9 protein-coding genes are annotated in these 13,212 nt (G+C 71.8%); 3 read left to right on the forward strand and 6 right to left on the reverse strand.

From position 1 onward, the window contains the following. Positions 1-61: 61 nt before the first annotated feature. Both acnA and AB0K05_RS17195 read right to left on the reverse strand, forming a co-directional pair. Positions 62-2,830, reverse strand: a complete 2,769-nt coding sequence (acnA, locus tag AB0K05_RS17190; RefSeq protein WP_271277575.1) for an aconitate hydratase AcnA — start codon at positions 2,828-2,830, stop codon at positions 62-64. A gap of 144 nt (positions 2,831-2,974) precedes the next feature. Beyond that, positions 2,975-3,703, reverse strand: a complete 729-nt coding sequence (locus AB0K05_RS17195; protein WP_271277574.1) for a metal-dependent hydrolase — start codon at positions 3,701-3,703, stop codon at positions 2,975-2,977. 280 nt (positions 3,704-3,983) lie between these two features. On the opposite strand from AB0K05_RS17195, the gene AB0K05_RS17200 reads away from it, so the two are divergent. Together AB0K05_RS17200 and AB0K05_RS17205 are read left to right on the forward strand one after the other, a co-directional pair. Beyond that, positions 3,984-4,691, forward strand: coding sequence for a PadR family transcriptional regulator (locus AB0K05_RS17200; protein WP_148030327.1), 708 nt, complete (start codon positions 3,984-3,986; stop codon positions 4,689-4,691). A gap of 4 nt (positions 4,692-4,695) precedes the next feature. Then, on the forward strand, positions 4,696-5,229 hold the full coding sequence (locus AB0K05_RS17205) for a DUF1707 domain-containing protein (protein WP_364230002.1): 534 nt from the start codon (positions 4,696-4,698) through the stop codon (positions 5,227-5,229). A gap of 19 nt (positions 5,230-5,248) precedes the next feature. On the opposite strand, the gene AB0K05_RS17210 is transcribed toward AB0K05_RS17205, so the two are convergent. The 4 genes from AB0K05_RS17210 to AB0K05_RS17225 form a co-directional block, all read right to left on the reverse strand. Further along, positions 5,249-6,649: a sugar porter family MFS transporter gene (locus AB0K05_RS17210; protein ID WP_364230004.1), complete on the reverse strand. Its 1,401-nt coding sequence runs from the start codon at positions 6,647-6,649 to the stop codon at positions 5,249-5,251. Between the two features lie 103 nt (positions 6,650-6,752). Further along, entirely contained in the window at positions 6,753-9,224 is a 2,472-nt protein-coding gene (locus AB0K05_RS17215; protein ID WP_364230006.1) for a polynucleotide kinase-phosphatase, read from the reverse strand. Continuing rightward, the gene (locus tag AB0K05_RS17220) at positions 9,208-10,848 is read right to left on the reverse strand and encodes a 3' terminal RNA ribose 2'-O-methyltransferase Hen1 (protein ID WP_345482513.1); all 1,641 of its coding nucleotides are present in this window, start codon (positions 10,846-10,848) and stop codon (positions 9,208-9,210) included. Before AB0K05_RS17220 ends, AB0K05_RS17215 begins: the two co-directional genes overlap by 17 nt. Before the next feature lie 42 nt (positions 10,849-10,890). After that, a complete protein-coding gene (locus tag AB0K05_RS17225) occupies positions 10,891-11,805 on the reverse strand; it encodes an LLM class F420-dependent oxidoreductase (RefSeq protein ID WP_364230008.1) in 915 nt (304 codons plus the stop codon). Between the two features lie 119 nt (positions 11,806-11,924). Here AB0K05_RS17225 and AB0K05_RS17230 point away from each other — a divergent pair, with 119 nt between their 5' ends. After that, positions 11,925-13,142, forward strand: a complete 1,218-nt coding sequence (locus AB0K05_RS17230) for a hypothetical protein (RefSeq protein WP_364230010.1) — start codon at positions 11,925-11,927, stop codon at positions 13,140-13,142. The last annotated feature ends 70 nt before the right edge of the window (positions 13,143-13,212 follow it).

The raw sequence follows: 13,212 nt of genomic DNA on the forward strand, positions 1-13,212 counted from the left end.
AAGGATCTCGCCCTGGCCCGCGCCTCCGGCCGGCTGGTGGCCGGGCGGAGGCGCGGAAGGCTCACTTGGCGAGCAGGCCGCGCAGAACGTACTGCATGATGCCGCCGTGCCGGTAGTAGTCGGCCTCGCCCGGCGTGTCGATGCGCACGACCGCGTCGAACTCGACGTCACCGGCCTTGACATGGACGGTCCCGGGGACGGAGCCGTCGTTGAGCGCCTCGACGCCGGTGATGTCGAACGTCTCCTCGCCCGTCAGGCCGAGCGAGTCGGCCGTCTGGCCGTCGGGGTACTGCAGCGGCAGCACGCCCATGCCGATCAGGTTGGAGCGGTGGATGCGCTCGTAGGACTCGGCGATGACGGCGCGGACGCCCAGCAGCGCGGTGCCCTTGGCGGCCCAGTCGCGCGAGGAGCCGGAGCCGTACTCCTTGCCCGCGAGCACGACGAGCGGGGTGCCCTGGGCGGCGTAGTTGACCGAGGCGTCGTAGATGAACGACACCGGCGCCTCCGGCCGGGTGAAGTCGCGGGTGTAGCCGCCCTCGGTGCCGGGCGCGATCTGGTTGCGCAGCCGGATGTTGGCGAACGTGCCGCGGATCATCACCTCGTGGTTGCCGCGCCGCGACCCGTACGAGTTGAAGTCCCTGACCTTGACCCCGTGCTCGCGCAGGTACTCGGCGGCGGGCGTGCCCACCTTGATGGAGCCGGCCGGGGAGATGTGGTCGGTGGTGGTCGAGTCGCCGACCTTGACCAGCACGCGGGCGCCGGCGATGTCGGCGACGGGCTCCGGCTCGCGCGGCATGCCCTCGAAGTAGGGGGCCTTGCGGACGTAGGTGGAATCGGGGTCCCACTCGAAGGTGTCGCCGGTCGGGATCGACAGCGACTTCCAGTGGTCGTCGCCCTCGAACACGTCGGCGTAGTCGCGCTCGAACATCTCGCGGCCGATGGAGGAGTTGACCACGTCGGTGATCTCGTCGGGCGCCGGCCAGATGTCGCGCAGGTAGACGGGCTCGCCGTCGTTGCCCGTGCCGAGCGGCTCGTTGTCGAGGTCGATGTCCATGGTCCCGGCCAGCGCGTAGGCGACCACGAGCGGCGGCGAGGCCAGGTAGTTCATCTTGACGTCGGGGTTGATGCGACCCTCGAAGTTGCGGTTGCCGGACAGCACGGCGGTGACCGCGAGGTCGTTGTCGTGCACCGCCCTGGAGATCTCCTCCGGCAGCGGGCCCGAGTTGCCGATGCAGGTCGTGCAGCCGTAGCCGACCAGGTTGAAGCCGAGCTTGTCGAGGTAGGGCTGGAGGCCCGAGCGCTCGAAGTAGCCCGTGACGACCTGCGAGCCGGGCGCCAGCGAGGTCTTGACCCACGGCTTGCGGGTCAGGCCCTTGTCGACGGCGTTGCGGGCCAGCAGGGCCGCGCCGAGCATCACGTACGGGTTGGAGGTGTTGGTGCAGGAGGTGATGGCGGCGATGGCCACGATGCCGTGGTCGATCTCGAACGAGGTGCCGTCGGCCAGCGTGACCGGCACCTTGTTGTGCGGCCGCTCGCGTTCGAGGTGGGCGGAGTGCGGCTTGTCGCCGTTGCTGTCGTGGCTGACCGCCGGGGAGTCGGAGGCGGGGAACGACTCGGCGGACGCCTCGTCGCCCGGGCTCAGCGTGTTGGCGGCGTAGTCGTTGACGGCGGCCCGCCAGGCCTTCTTGGCGTCCGAGAGCGCGATGCGGTCCTGCGGGCGCTTGGGGCCGGCGATGGACGGCACGACGGTGGCGAGGTCGAGCTCTAGGTATTCGGAGAACTGGGGCTCGGGCGCCGACGGGTCGTGCCAGAGGCCCTGGGCCTTGGCGTAGGCCTCGACGAGCTCGATCTGCTCCTCGGAGCGGCCGGTGAGCCGGAGGTAGTCGACGGTCTGGCCGTCGATCGGGAAGATGGCGCAGGTGGAGCCGAACTCGGGGCTCATGTTGCCGATCGTGGACCGGTCGGCCACCGGCACGGACGACACGCCCTCGCCGTAGAACTCCACGAACTTGCCGACCACGCCGTGCGCGCGCAGCATCTCGGTGATGGTCAGCACCAGGTCGGTGGCGGTGGCGCCGGCGGGCAGCTCGCCGTTGAGCTTGAAGCCGACCACGCGCGGGATGAGCATGGAGATCGGCTGGCCGAGCATCGCGGCCTCGGCCTCGATGCCGCCGACGCCCCAGCCGAGCACGCCGATGCCGTTCTCCATGGTGGTGTGGGAGTCGGTGCCGACGCAGGTGTCGGGGTAGGCCTTGCCGTCGCGCGTCATGACCACGCGGGCGAGGTGCTCGATGTTGACCTGGTGGACGATGCCGGTGCCGGGCGGGACGACCTTGAACTCGTCGAAGGCCGTCTGGCCCCAGCGCAGGAACTGGTAGCGCTCGCCGTTGCGTTCGTACTCGCGCTCGACGTTGCGCCGGAAGGCGTCGGGGTGGCCGAAGTAGTCGACGATGACCGAGTGGTCGATGACCATCTCGGCGGGGGCCAGCGGGTTGATGCGGGCCGGGTCGCCGCCGAGGTCGCGCACCGCCTCGCGCATGGTGGCGAGGTCGACCACGCAGGGCACGCCGGTGAAGTCCTGCATGATGACGCGGCCGGGGGTGAACTGGATCTCCACGCTCGGCTTCGCGTTCGGGTCCCAGCCGCCGAGCGCGCGGATGTGGTCGGCGGTGATGTTGGCGCCGTCCTCGGTGCGGAGGAGGTTCTCCAGCAAGATCTTCAGGCTGTACGGGAGGCGTGCAGCACCTTCGACGGCGTCCACCCGGAAAATCTCATAAGACGCGTCGCCGACGCGCAGCGTGTCACGGCTGCCGAAGCTGTTCGCGGACACGGTGATTCGCCTCCTCCATTGACGGTTAGCTCACTAAGAATCCTGCCGCACCGGGGAAGCGTTCTTCACGTTAGGTGAACCTAAGTCACGCCGGCCGCAGATTGTCTCGACATCAAGATATCTCTAAAGTATCTCGACATCAAGTTAAAGCGGCCCGAGCCGCCAGAAGAGCAGGCCGACGATGGCGACGGAGAGCACGGGAGCCAGGATCTTCTGCTCGAACTTCCTGCCCGTCTTGATGCCGATCTTCCACGGCAGCAGGAACTTGACCGACAGCGGCCAGAGCACCGGGCAGCCCCGCTCGGTCATGCAGTCGCCCACCACGTGGATGAAGGAGCCGATGCCCACGGCCAGCCCCAGCCAGGCGTACCCGACGTCCATGGACAGGAATACGGCGTAGAGCCCGGCCGTCATGCCGATGTTGACCATGGCCGAGGCGAGCTTCTTGCCCGGGATGCCGATGCCGATCGCGCGCAGGGCCAGCCCGATGAGCAGCACCACCATGATGTCGCGCCCGATCGGGTAGGCGGCGGCCAGCCAGTGGGCGCCCAGCCCGATCGCGATCGCGAACGCCAGCGAGTGGGTGGCGCCCCGGTGTCCGCCGCTCAGCCACGAGACCGCCTTGCTGAGCAGCCAGGTGACGGGACCGAAGGTCTGGGCGATGGTGGCGCTCGGGTGGTCGAGGTCAGGGAGCATGGCGGCGCCCGAGCAGATGATCGCGCCGGCGATCAGCTCGGCCGGGCTCAGCGCGGTGGCCATGATGCCGGTCTCGATGAACCGGGACGACTCGTTCAGCAGCGGCAGTGCGGCGAGCGGGGGCGCGAGCCCCAGCCAGGCGATGGCCCCCGTCAGCGCGTGCGTGTGCCCCATCATGATCGGGATGCTAGCGCCCCGCGCCCGCTTCCGCCTGTCGCCCGGAAGTCCCTAGAACGTTCCGAAAATGCAGACGAGGCCGTCTCCAGCGGCGACAGCACCCCCCAGCCCTGCCGACGCGGAACGACCTCGTCTGATGGGAACAACGTAGTACCCCTGGATCCTGTTCCCGGCCCTCTCGAGGTTTTTGGTGATCTGAGTCACTTGTCGGAATTGGTTGCTATCGACACACTGTCGATATATCTTTGAAGCATCGTAGAACGGTCGAGAGGAGTACGACATGACATCCGCCCACGCCATGGGAGGCCAGTGGCCCGAGGCGCACGAGGTGAAGAAGGCTCTGCGCGACACGGTCAAGGCCGTGGCCGAGGCGTTCGAGCAGGGTCACCATCACCACCACGAACACCGGCACGAACACCGCCACCGCGGGCGCAGAGGCCCTGGCCCGTTCCCGTTCGACCTCGGGCGCGGCCCGTGGGGTCCCGGCGGCCCGTTCGGCGGCCACCGCGGCTGGGGCGGCAGGCCCCGCAAGGCCAAGCGCGGTGACGTACGAGCCGCGATCCTCGCGCTGCTGGCCGAGGAGCCGCGCAACGGCTACCAGATCATCCAGGAGATCGCCGAGCGCAGCGAGGGCGGCTGGAAGCCCAGCCCCGGCGCCGTCTACCCGGCGTTGCAGCAGCTCACGGACGAAGGGCTGATCATCGCGGAGGAGAACGAGGGCCGCAAGACCTTCCGCCTCACCGACGAGGGCCGCGCCTACATCGAGGCGCACGCCGACGAGATCCGCGCCCCGTGGGACGAGATGCGGCCCGACATCGACGACAACACGGCCGATCTGTGGGACACCGCCCGGCAGTCCGCTTTCGCGATGATGCAGATTCTCCAGTCCGGGAGCGACGCACAGATCCGCGAAGCGCGTAAGACTCTGGTTGAGACCCGGCGCAAGCTCTACCAGATCCTGGCCGACGGCGACCCGGGCGAGGAGTGAGGCGATGAGCCGGCCCGGCGAGAGCGAGGCATCCGTGATGGACCATGACGACCTCCGCATCGGCGACGCGGAGCGCGAGCAGACCATGACCGCCCTGCGCGAGCACTTCGCCCAGGGCCGTCTGACCCACGAGGAGCTCGACGAGCGCCTCGACCAGGCGCTGGCCGCCCGCACCCGCCGCGACCTGGCCCGCATCACGGCCGACCTGCCCGGCCACGGGCCCGCCCGGCCCCCCGGGCTTCCCCCCGTCGCCGACCTGGGGCCCTGGCCGGACGCCGCCTCCTGGCAGGAGGCGATGCGGGCGCACCGCAAGCAGATGAAGGCGTTCCGGCACCAGATGGGACACCACCATCGCGGGCCGATGCACCCCCGGCACCACGGCCACCGGGGGCCGGGGCCGATCGTGCCGATCCTGTTCGTGTTCCTGATGGTGGGGCTCTTCGCGGGCGGCTTCGGCGTGCTGAAGTTCCTCTTCTTCATCTGGATCGGCGCCATGGTCTTCATGTTCGTCCGCCGCCGCTTCGGCTCCCGGCGGTGAGAGCGCCCAGGGCCGGCGGCTAGCCCATCTCCTCCAGCCTCCGGCCCTTCGTCTCCTTGATCCACCTGGTGACGAAGAGGAACGACAGCACGGCGAAGGCCGCGTACATCGCGTACGTGAGCGACAGGTTCCACTCCGACATCGCCGGGAACGTGACGGTGATCACCCAGTTGGCGAGCCACTGGGCGGCGGCGGCCACGCCCAGCGCGGCGGCGCGGATGCGGTTGGGGAACATCTCACCCAGCAGCACCCAGACCACGACACCCCAGGACAGGGCGAAGAACAGCACGAACAGGTTCGCCGCGATCAGCGCGATCGCGCCCTGCGGGCCGGGCAGCGCCATCGTGCCCTCGATCGGCCGGGCGAAGCTGAACGCCCAGGCGGCGGTGGCCAGCGAGACGGCCATGCCGGCCGAGCCCAGGAGCAGCAGCGGCTTGCGGCCGATCCTGTCCACCAGGGCGATGGCGATGAACGTGCCGACGATGTTGATGATCGAGCTGGAGAAGCTGATCAGCAGTGAGTCGGCCTGGTTGATGCCCACCGACTGCCACAGCACCGACGAGTAGTAGAAGATCACGTTGATGCCGACGAACTGCTGGAAGACCGACAGGATGATGCCGATCCAGACGATCGGCAGCAGTCCCAGCGCCCGGCCGCGCAGGTCCTTGAGCGTCGGCCGGTGCTCGGTCCTGAGCACGTGCTGGATCTCCCGTACGCGCTCGTCCAGGTCGCCTTCGTCGCCCTCGACCTGGGCCAGCACCTCCTTGGCCCGCCGGGGCTCCCCCGCCATGACGAGGTAGCGCGGCGACTCGGGGATGACGGAGGCGAGCCACAGGTAGGCCAGCGCGGGCACGACACAGGCGCCGAGCATCCACTGCCACGCCTGCAGGCCCCACAGATGGTTGTTCACGTCGCCGCCCGCGAGCCGGGCGATCACGTAGTTCACCAGCTGCGACGTGGCGATGCCGAGCACGATGGCGAGCTGCTGGAACGATCCCAGCCTGCCGCGGTAGGCGGGCGGGGCCACCTCGGCGATGTAGGCGGGGCCGAGCACCGACGCCATCCCGATCCCGACCCCCGCCAGGGCGCGCCACATCGTCAGGTCCCAGACGGCGAACGGCAGCATCTGGCCGATGGAGCTCACGGCGAAGACGATCGCCGCGATCTGCATGGTCCTGGTGCGCCCCCACCGGTCGGCGAACCCGCCGCCGAACCAGGCGCCGACGACGGAGCCGAGCAGCGCGACGGCGACCACGAAGCCGATCTCGACGCTGCCCACCTCGAAGTGGGTCTGGATGCCCACGACGGCGCCGTTGATGACCGAGCTGTCGTACCCGAACAGGAAGCCCCCGACGGCCGCCGAAGCGGCGATGAAGATGACGCGCCCGAGTTTCTCCTGACCGGTGTGCCGGCTTACCATGCGAGCCCTCCCCTGGATGGGGAGGCAACTACCCGCGATCGCCTTTTCTAGCGCCTTGTCTTCGGAAAACCCGATCTGTCCCGGCGCTGGGGCCCCGCCGAGGTCACAGCCTCGGGTCCACGGGCTCCGACTCCAGGGCGAGCACGGCGAACACCGGCTCGTGTACCCGCCAGCCCGGCTCGCCGTCCGCCAGCCGCGCCAGCGCCTCCAGGCCGAGCGCGTGCTCGCGCAGCGCGAGCGAGCGCTTCTTACCGAGGAAACGCCTGCGCAGCACGTCCAGCGACTCGGTGTAGTCGGGGCCGTAGATGATCCGCAGGTATTCGCGGCCCCTGACCTTGACGCCCGGCTGCACCCGCCCCGCCACGTGCGCGGCCGGCTTGACCACCATGCCCTCGCCGCCGGCGGCGGTCAGCGACTCCCACCACGCGACGGCGGCGGCCCTGGACCCGGCCGAGCCGAGCGTGACGAACACGTGCCGGGTCGGGGCGATGATCGGCGCGGTGAGCGTGGCCAGCGTCTCCAGGTGCCAGGCGTGCGGCTCCAGCGCCGTGGCCCTCCCCTGGCACGCCAGGATCTGGAAGGGCGCGACCCGTACCCCCTCCAGGCCGTCGACCGGCCAGCAGTAGCGCGCGTACGCGTCGCGGAACAGCGCGGCGTTGCCCGCGCGGCGGCGGGTGCGGTCGAGCAGCCCGGCCACGTCCAGCCCGCGCCCGGCCGCCGCCTCCAGCGCGGCGACGGCGTCGGGCAGCGCGGCGCGGGCGGCGGCGCCGACCGAGGCGTACTGGCGCCTGATCAGCTCGCCTGCCTTGGCGGACCAGGGCAGCAGCTCGCAGTCGAGCGCGACCCAATCGGAGCCGAGCGCGTCCCACAGCGGTTCGCAGGCCGCGCGCAGCCGCTCCACCAGCGGCCCGGTGTCGGCGAAGAACGGCCGGCCGGTGCGGGTGTAGACGGCGCCGGAGCTGCCGTCGGTGACGCCGAACCGCTCGGCGGCCGCCTCGGGGGTCCTGGCGAGCACGGCCACGGCGCGCGAGCCCATGTGCTTCTCCTCGCACACGACCTCCTCCACCCCGGCGGCGGCGAACTCCTCGAACGCCTCGTTGGGGTGCTCCAGGTAGCCGTCGAGGGCGGACGTCTCGGGCGGCGCCATGGTCGGCGGCAGGTAGACCAGCCAGCGCGGGTCCACCGCGAACCGGCTCATCACCTCCAGCGCCGCGGCGGCGTTCTCCTCGTTCACCTTGACCCGGCCGCCGAACCTGGTCTCGACGTGACGGGTGCCGCGGACGTCGTCGACGGCGAGCAGGTCCGGGTCCCGCTCGGGGGCGGCGAGCGGCTTGACCGGCTCGTACCAGACCTGCTGGGCGGGCACCTGGACCAGCTCCCGCTCCGGGTAGCGCAGCGCGGTCAGGCTGCCGCCGAAGACGCAGCCGGTGTCGAGGCAGATCGTGTTGTTGACCCACTCGGGCCGCACGGTCGGCGTGTGGCCGTAGACGACCATGGCCGTGCCCCGGTACTCCCGCGCCCACGGGTAGCGGACCGGCAGGCCGTACTCGTCGGTCTCGCCGGTGGTGTCGCCGTACAGCGCGAAGGCCCGCACACGGCCGGAGGCCCGCCCGTGGTACGCCTCCTTGAGCCCGGCGTGCGCCACCACCAGCCGCCCGCCGTCGAGCACGTAGTGGCTGATCAGCCCGTCCATGAAGGCCCGCGCCCGGTCGGCGAACTCCGGCGGCTCGGCGGCGAGCTGGTCGAGCGACTCGCGCAGGCCGTGCGCGAGCGTGACCTTGCGGCCGCCCAGCGCGCGGGCCAGCTTGGCCTCGTGGTTGCCGGCCACGCAGATCGCGGTGCCGGCCTCGACCATGTCCATGACCAGGCGGAGCACGCCCGGCGTGTCGGGCCCGCGGTCGACCAGGTCGCCGACGAACACGGCGGTGCGGCCCTCGGGATGGCTCACGCCCTGGGGGCCGTGCCGCCAGCCGAGCTTCTCCAGCAGCGCCTCCAGCTCCGCCCGGCAGCCGTGCACGTCGCCGATCACGTCGAACGGGCCGGTCAGCTCGCGCCGGTCGGTCCAGGCCTTCTCGTACGAGACCGCGGCGCTCTCGATCTGCTCCACGCCCCGCAGGACGTGCACCTTCCTGAACCCGTCGCGGGAGATCCTGCCCAGCGAGCGGCGCAGCTCCTTGCGCTGGCGGATGACGACCCGCGCGCCGAAGTCGCGGTCGGGCCTGGCCGCGTTGCGCGCGACCGCCACCTCCTCCGGCACGTCCAGCACGATCGCGTCGCACAGCACGTCGTGCCGCCTGGCCAGGTCGACGAGGCTCTTGCGGGCGGCGTACTGCACGTTGGTGGCGTCCACGACGGTGAGCAGCCCGCGCGACAGGCGCACGCCGACGATGTGGTGCAGCAGGTCGAACGCGTCCGGGGTGGCGCTCTGGTCGTTCTCGTCGTCGGAGACGAGGCCGCGGCAGAAGTCGGACGAGATGACCTGCGTCGGCCTGAAGTGGCGGGCGGCGAAGGTGGACTTGCCGCTGCCGGAGACGCCGACGAGCACCACCAGGGAGAGCTCAGGAACGCTGATCACGGGTGAACACTCCCATCTGGGTGGGCGGGCCGAGCTCCGGGTCCTCCTCGCCGACCGGCCGCAGCTCGGCACGGTAGCCGTAGCGCTCGCCCACTCTCGCGGTCCAGGCGGCGAACTCGGCGCGGGTCCACTCGAAGCGGTGGTCGGGGTGGCGCAGGCCGGTGAGGAAGGGGTAGCGGGGGTTGTACTCGACGTTGGGCGTGGTGACGACGACGTGGCCGGGCTTGGCGTGGCCGAACACGACCTGTTCGAGCGCGGCCAGGCGGGGCGGGTCGACGTGCTCGACCACTTCCATGAGCACGGCGGCGTCGTAACCGGCCAGGCGCCCGTCGGTGTACGTGAGCGCGCCCTGGAAGAGGGTGAGCCTGGCGCGCTTGCTGTCGGGCATGCGCTCCAGCCTGAGCTTGCGCGCGGCGATGGTCAGCGCCGTCGCCGAGACGTCCATCCCCGCCACGCGGGCGAAGCGCGGCCTGGCCAGCAGCGCGCCGACCAGCTCGCCCTGGCCGCACCCGAGGTCGATGACACTGGTCGCCCCGAGCTCCTCCAGCACCTCCAGCACGGCGGCCCGCCGCCGCGTGTGCAACGGCACCCGCTTCCCCTCAGGCACTTCAGCACCGGCGCCCGCCGCATCAGGGGCGTCCTCTCCGGCCGCGCCACGCACCTCCGCACCAGCGTCAGGGGCGTCCTCTCCCGCCGCGCCACGCACCTCCGCACCAGCGCCGGGGTCGTCGCCTCCGGCCCCACCGCGCACCTCCGCACCAGCGTCAGGGGCGTCGCCTCCGGTCGCGCCGCGCGCCTCGGCCTCGGCGGCGGCGGCCTCGTCGGCGGCCGTCTCGCCCTCCGGCGCCTCCTCGGCGAGCGCGGGCGCCAGCCGCTCCTCGGGCTCGTCGCCCAGCTCGGCGAGCCGGGCCAGCGCGGTGCGGGCCAGCGCCCAGCGCCGTCCCAGGTAGCGGCGGGTGATCAGGGCCCGCTCCGGATGCCCGTACAGCCAGCCCTCTCCGGCCCGGACCAGCTTGTCGATCTCGTCGGACGCGATCCAGTAGTGCTTGCCGTCGTCGAGCACCGGAAGCAGCACGTACAGGTGGTTGAGCGCGTCGGCCAGCCGCACCGTGCCGGACAGCTCCAGCCGCACGTACCGCGAGTCCCCCCACTCGGGGAAGCCCTCGTCGAGCGGCACCGGCCGGGCGCTCACCCGCCAGCCGAGCGGCGCGAAGAGCCGCTCGGCCAGTTCGGGGCCGCCCCTGCAGGGCAGCGCCGGCAGCCGGATCTCCAGCGGCAGCGGCGCCGCCGCCAGCTCGGGCCGGGCATGGCAGCGCCCGGCCCGCGCGGTGCGGAACACGTCGGCCAGCGCCACCGCCAGCAGCGAGGACGCGGCGTAGGGCCGGTCGTTGACGTACTGGGCCAGGCTGAAGTCCGGCGCGTTCTTGCCCCGCGACCTGGCCAGCGTGACCGAGTCGACGTCGAGCAGCAGCGCGGCGGTGCACCGCTCCTCCCCCGCCTCTGGATAGAACACGGTCGCCTCGCCGAACGACTGGCCGAACCGCTGCACCCGGTCGGGATGCTTGTGCAGCAGGAAGCCGAGGTCGGTGGCGGGCCGCGCCGTCGTGGAGATCGTCAAGAGCACGCGGACAAGTGTGCACCAGCCCGGCGAAACGCCGCCATCGAGTTACACGTGCGGCAGCACCTCGGCGGCGATGAGCTCCAGGTGCTCCAGATCCCCCAGATCCATGACCTGCAGGTAGATCCGCTCGGCGCCGAGCGAGCCGAACGCGCCGATCTTCTCCAGCACCTCGGCCGGGGTCCCGGCCAGCCCTCCTTCGCGCAGCTCGTCCAGCGGCGTGCCGACGGCAGCGGCCCGGCGTTCCAGCTCTGCCTGGTCACGGCCCACGCACACGGTCTGCGCCGCCGACATCAGGACGTCCCGGCCCGTCTCCTGGGCCGCCCGCCGCACCCGCTCGAACGCGGTAGCGGTCTCCTCCACGGTGTGGAAGGGCACGTTGTACTCGTCGGCGTACGTCGCGGCCAGGCGCGGGGTGCGCTTGGCGCCGAAGCCGCCGACGATGATCGGCGGACCCGGCCGCTGCGCCGGCTTGGGCAGCGCGGGCGAGTCGACGACCCGGTAGTAGGTGCCGTCGTGGGAGTACGACTTCTCCGCCGCCCACAGCCCCTTGATGATCTCCAACTGCTCCTCGAAACGGCCGAACCGCTCGGCCGTGGGCGGGAACGGGATGCCGTACGCGGCGTGCTCGCCGTCATACCAGCCGGTGCCCAGCCCCAGCTCGACCCGGCCGCCGCTCATCTGGTCGACCTGGGCCACGCTGATCGCCAGCGGCCCGGGGAGCCGGAACGTGGTCGGCGTCACCAGGGTGCCCAGCCTGATCGTGGAGGTCTCGCGGGCCAGCCCCGCCAGCGTGATCCAGGCGTCGGTCGAGCCGGGGCCCGGGTCGCCGTCCCCGATGCGCTGATAGTGGTCAGACCGGAAGAACGCGTCGAAGCCAAGCCGCTCGGCGGTCCTGGCCACGGTGAGCAGTTCGTCATAGGTGGCGCCCTGCTGGGGCTCGGTGAAGATCCTCAACTTCATGACGCCATTATCGATCCAAAGCGGACGTCATCCGGAGATTGACCGCGCGCCACCCCGAACGCTTGCTAACGTCCACCCTCAACCGCGTTCCGTAGTCATGTGATCACTCGGAGTGGCTCATGTCGGCCTCACGGCGCAGAAGACCCGCAGGTACGCTCCCGCGTCCGCTCGCTTTCCTGGCCGCGGGCGTCCTGGCGGTGGCCACCGGGGCGGCGCTCTCGCTGCTGCCCGCCCGGGCCACGCTCCACCAGACGGCGCCCCGGCCCTCTCCCCCGCCTGCCCGCGCCACCCCCGCGCCGCCGCCGGTCCCGCCGAGGCCGTCCGGATTCGTGACGTTCGTCGACACCGCGGCCGACCCGGGCTTCGACCTCCCCACCGACGCGCGGCGCACCGGCACTCGCTGGTACGCGCTCGGCCACCTGACGGCCGCGCCTGACGGCTGCGCGCAGCGGTGGGCCGGGCGGCTGGCGTTCGGCCACGACCCGGTGGCCAACCGGATCGCCGGGCTGCGCGCCCTCGGCGGCGACGCCGGGCTGGTCTTCGGCGGCCCGGCCGGCGAGGCCGCCGCCACCTGCACCAGGCCGGGCGCGCTGGCCGCCGCCTACCGGCGGGCCGTCGGCGCCTTCGACGCCCGCTACGTCGACTTCGACCTGCCGCGCCCCGGCGACCAGGCGACGGTGCTGCGCCGCGCCCGCGCGATCAGGGCCGTGCAGCGGGAGCGTCGGCTGAGCGTCGGCTTCACGCTGCCGCTCCACCCCGACGGGCTGTCGGCGCGCGACGCGCTGATGCTGCGCCTCACCCGCGAGGCGGGCGCCCGCCTCGCCACCGTGAACGTGCTGGCCGAGATCGAGCCGCAGAACGCCCCCGAGGGCCGCCTGCTACGACTCGCCAAGGCCGTACGAGCCGCCCAGACCCAGCTCACGAGCCCGTACGGACCGACAGTCGCGAACAAGACCACCACCCGCCAACCGTCCCGGCCGACGGGCACGGCCGCAGCCGCCATCGGCGAACGGCCCCGGTCGGCGGCCACGGCCCAAGCCGCCACCGGCGAGCCGTCCAGGCTGACCGGCACGGCAGCAGCCGCCACCGGCGAGCCGTCCGGGCTGACGGGCGCGGACAGGGCCGCCGCCGGCGCGCTGGCCCGGGCGGCGGGCTCGGGCGGGATCGGTGGTGGGCCGCCTCGGCTGGCGTTGACGTGCGTGCTGGCCGATCCGGGAGATCTGAGTGTGACGGACGCGCGGAAGCTGGCCGCGTTCGCCGCCCGGCACGGGCTGGCGTGGCTGTCGCTGAGGGGCGCCGCCCCCGACCCGGAGGTGGCCAGGGCCTTGCGGAGCTGACCATTACAGCCACCCTTGCCGGAACTATAGGCTTTCGCTGCGGGACGCGGCCTATGAGCGGTTAGGGGAG

Origin of the sequence: Nonomuraea sp. NPDC049486 (assembly GCF_040676925.1) — a bacterium.
GTDB classification, from domain to species: Bacteria; Actinomycetota; Actinomycetes; order Streptosporangiales; family Streptosporangiaceae; genus Nonomuraea; species Nonomuraea ferruginea.

Excerpts from the sequence above, each read along its gene's own strand:
- AB0K05_RS17205 (WP_364230002.1), top strand. The coding sequence starts at position 4,696 with ATGAGCCGGCCCGGCGAGAGCGAGGCATCCGTGATGGACCATGACGAC.
- AB0K05_RS17195 (WP_271277574.1), bottom strand. The coding sequence starts at position 3,703 with ATGATGGGGCACACGCACGCGCTGACGGGGGCCATCGCCTGGCTGGGG.
- AB0K05_RS17230 (WP_364230010.1), top strand. The coding sequence starts at position 11,925 with ATGTCGGCCTCACGGCGCAGAAGACCCGCAGGTACGCTCCCGCGTCCG.
- AB0K05_RS17225 (WP_364230008.1), bottom strand. The coding sequence starts at position 11,805 with ATGAAGTTGAGGATCTTCACCGAGCCCCAGCAGGGCGCCACCTATGAC.
- AB0K05_RS17210 (WP_364230004.1), bottom strand. The coding sequence starts at position 6,649 with ATGGTAAGCCGGCACACCGGTCAGGAGAAACTCGGGCGCGTCATCTTC.
- AB0K05_RS17200 (WP_148030327.1), top strand. The coding sequence starts at position 3,984 with ATGACATCCGCCCACGCCATGGGAGGCCAGTGGCCCGAGGCGCACGAG.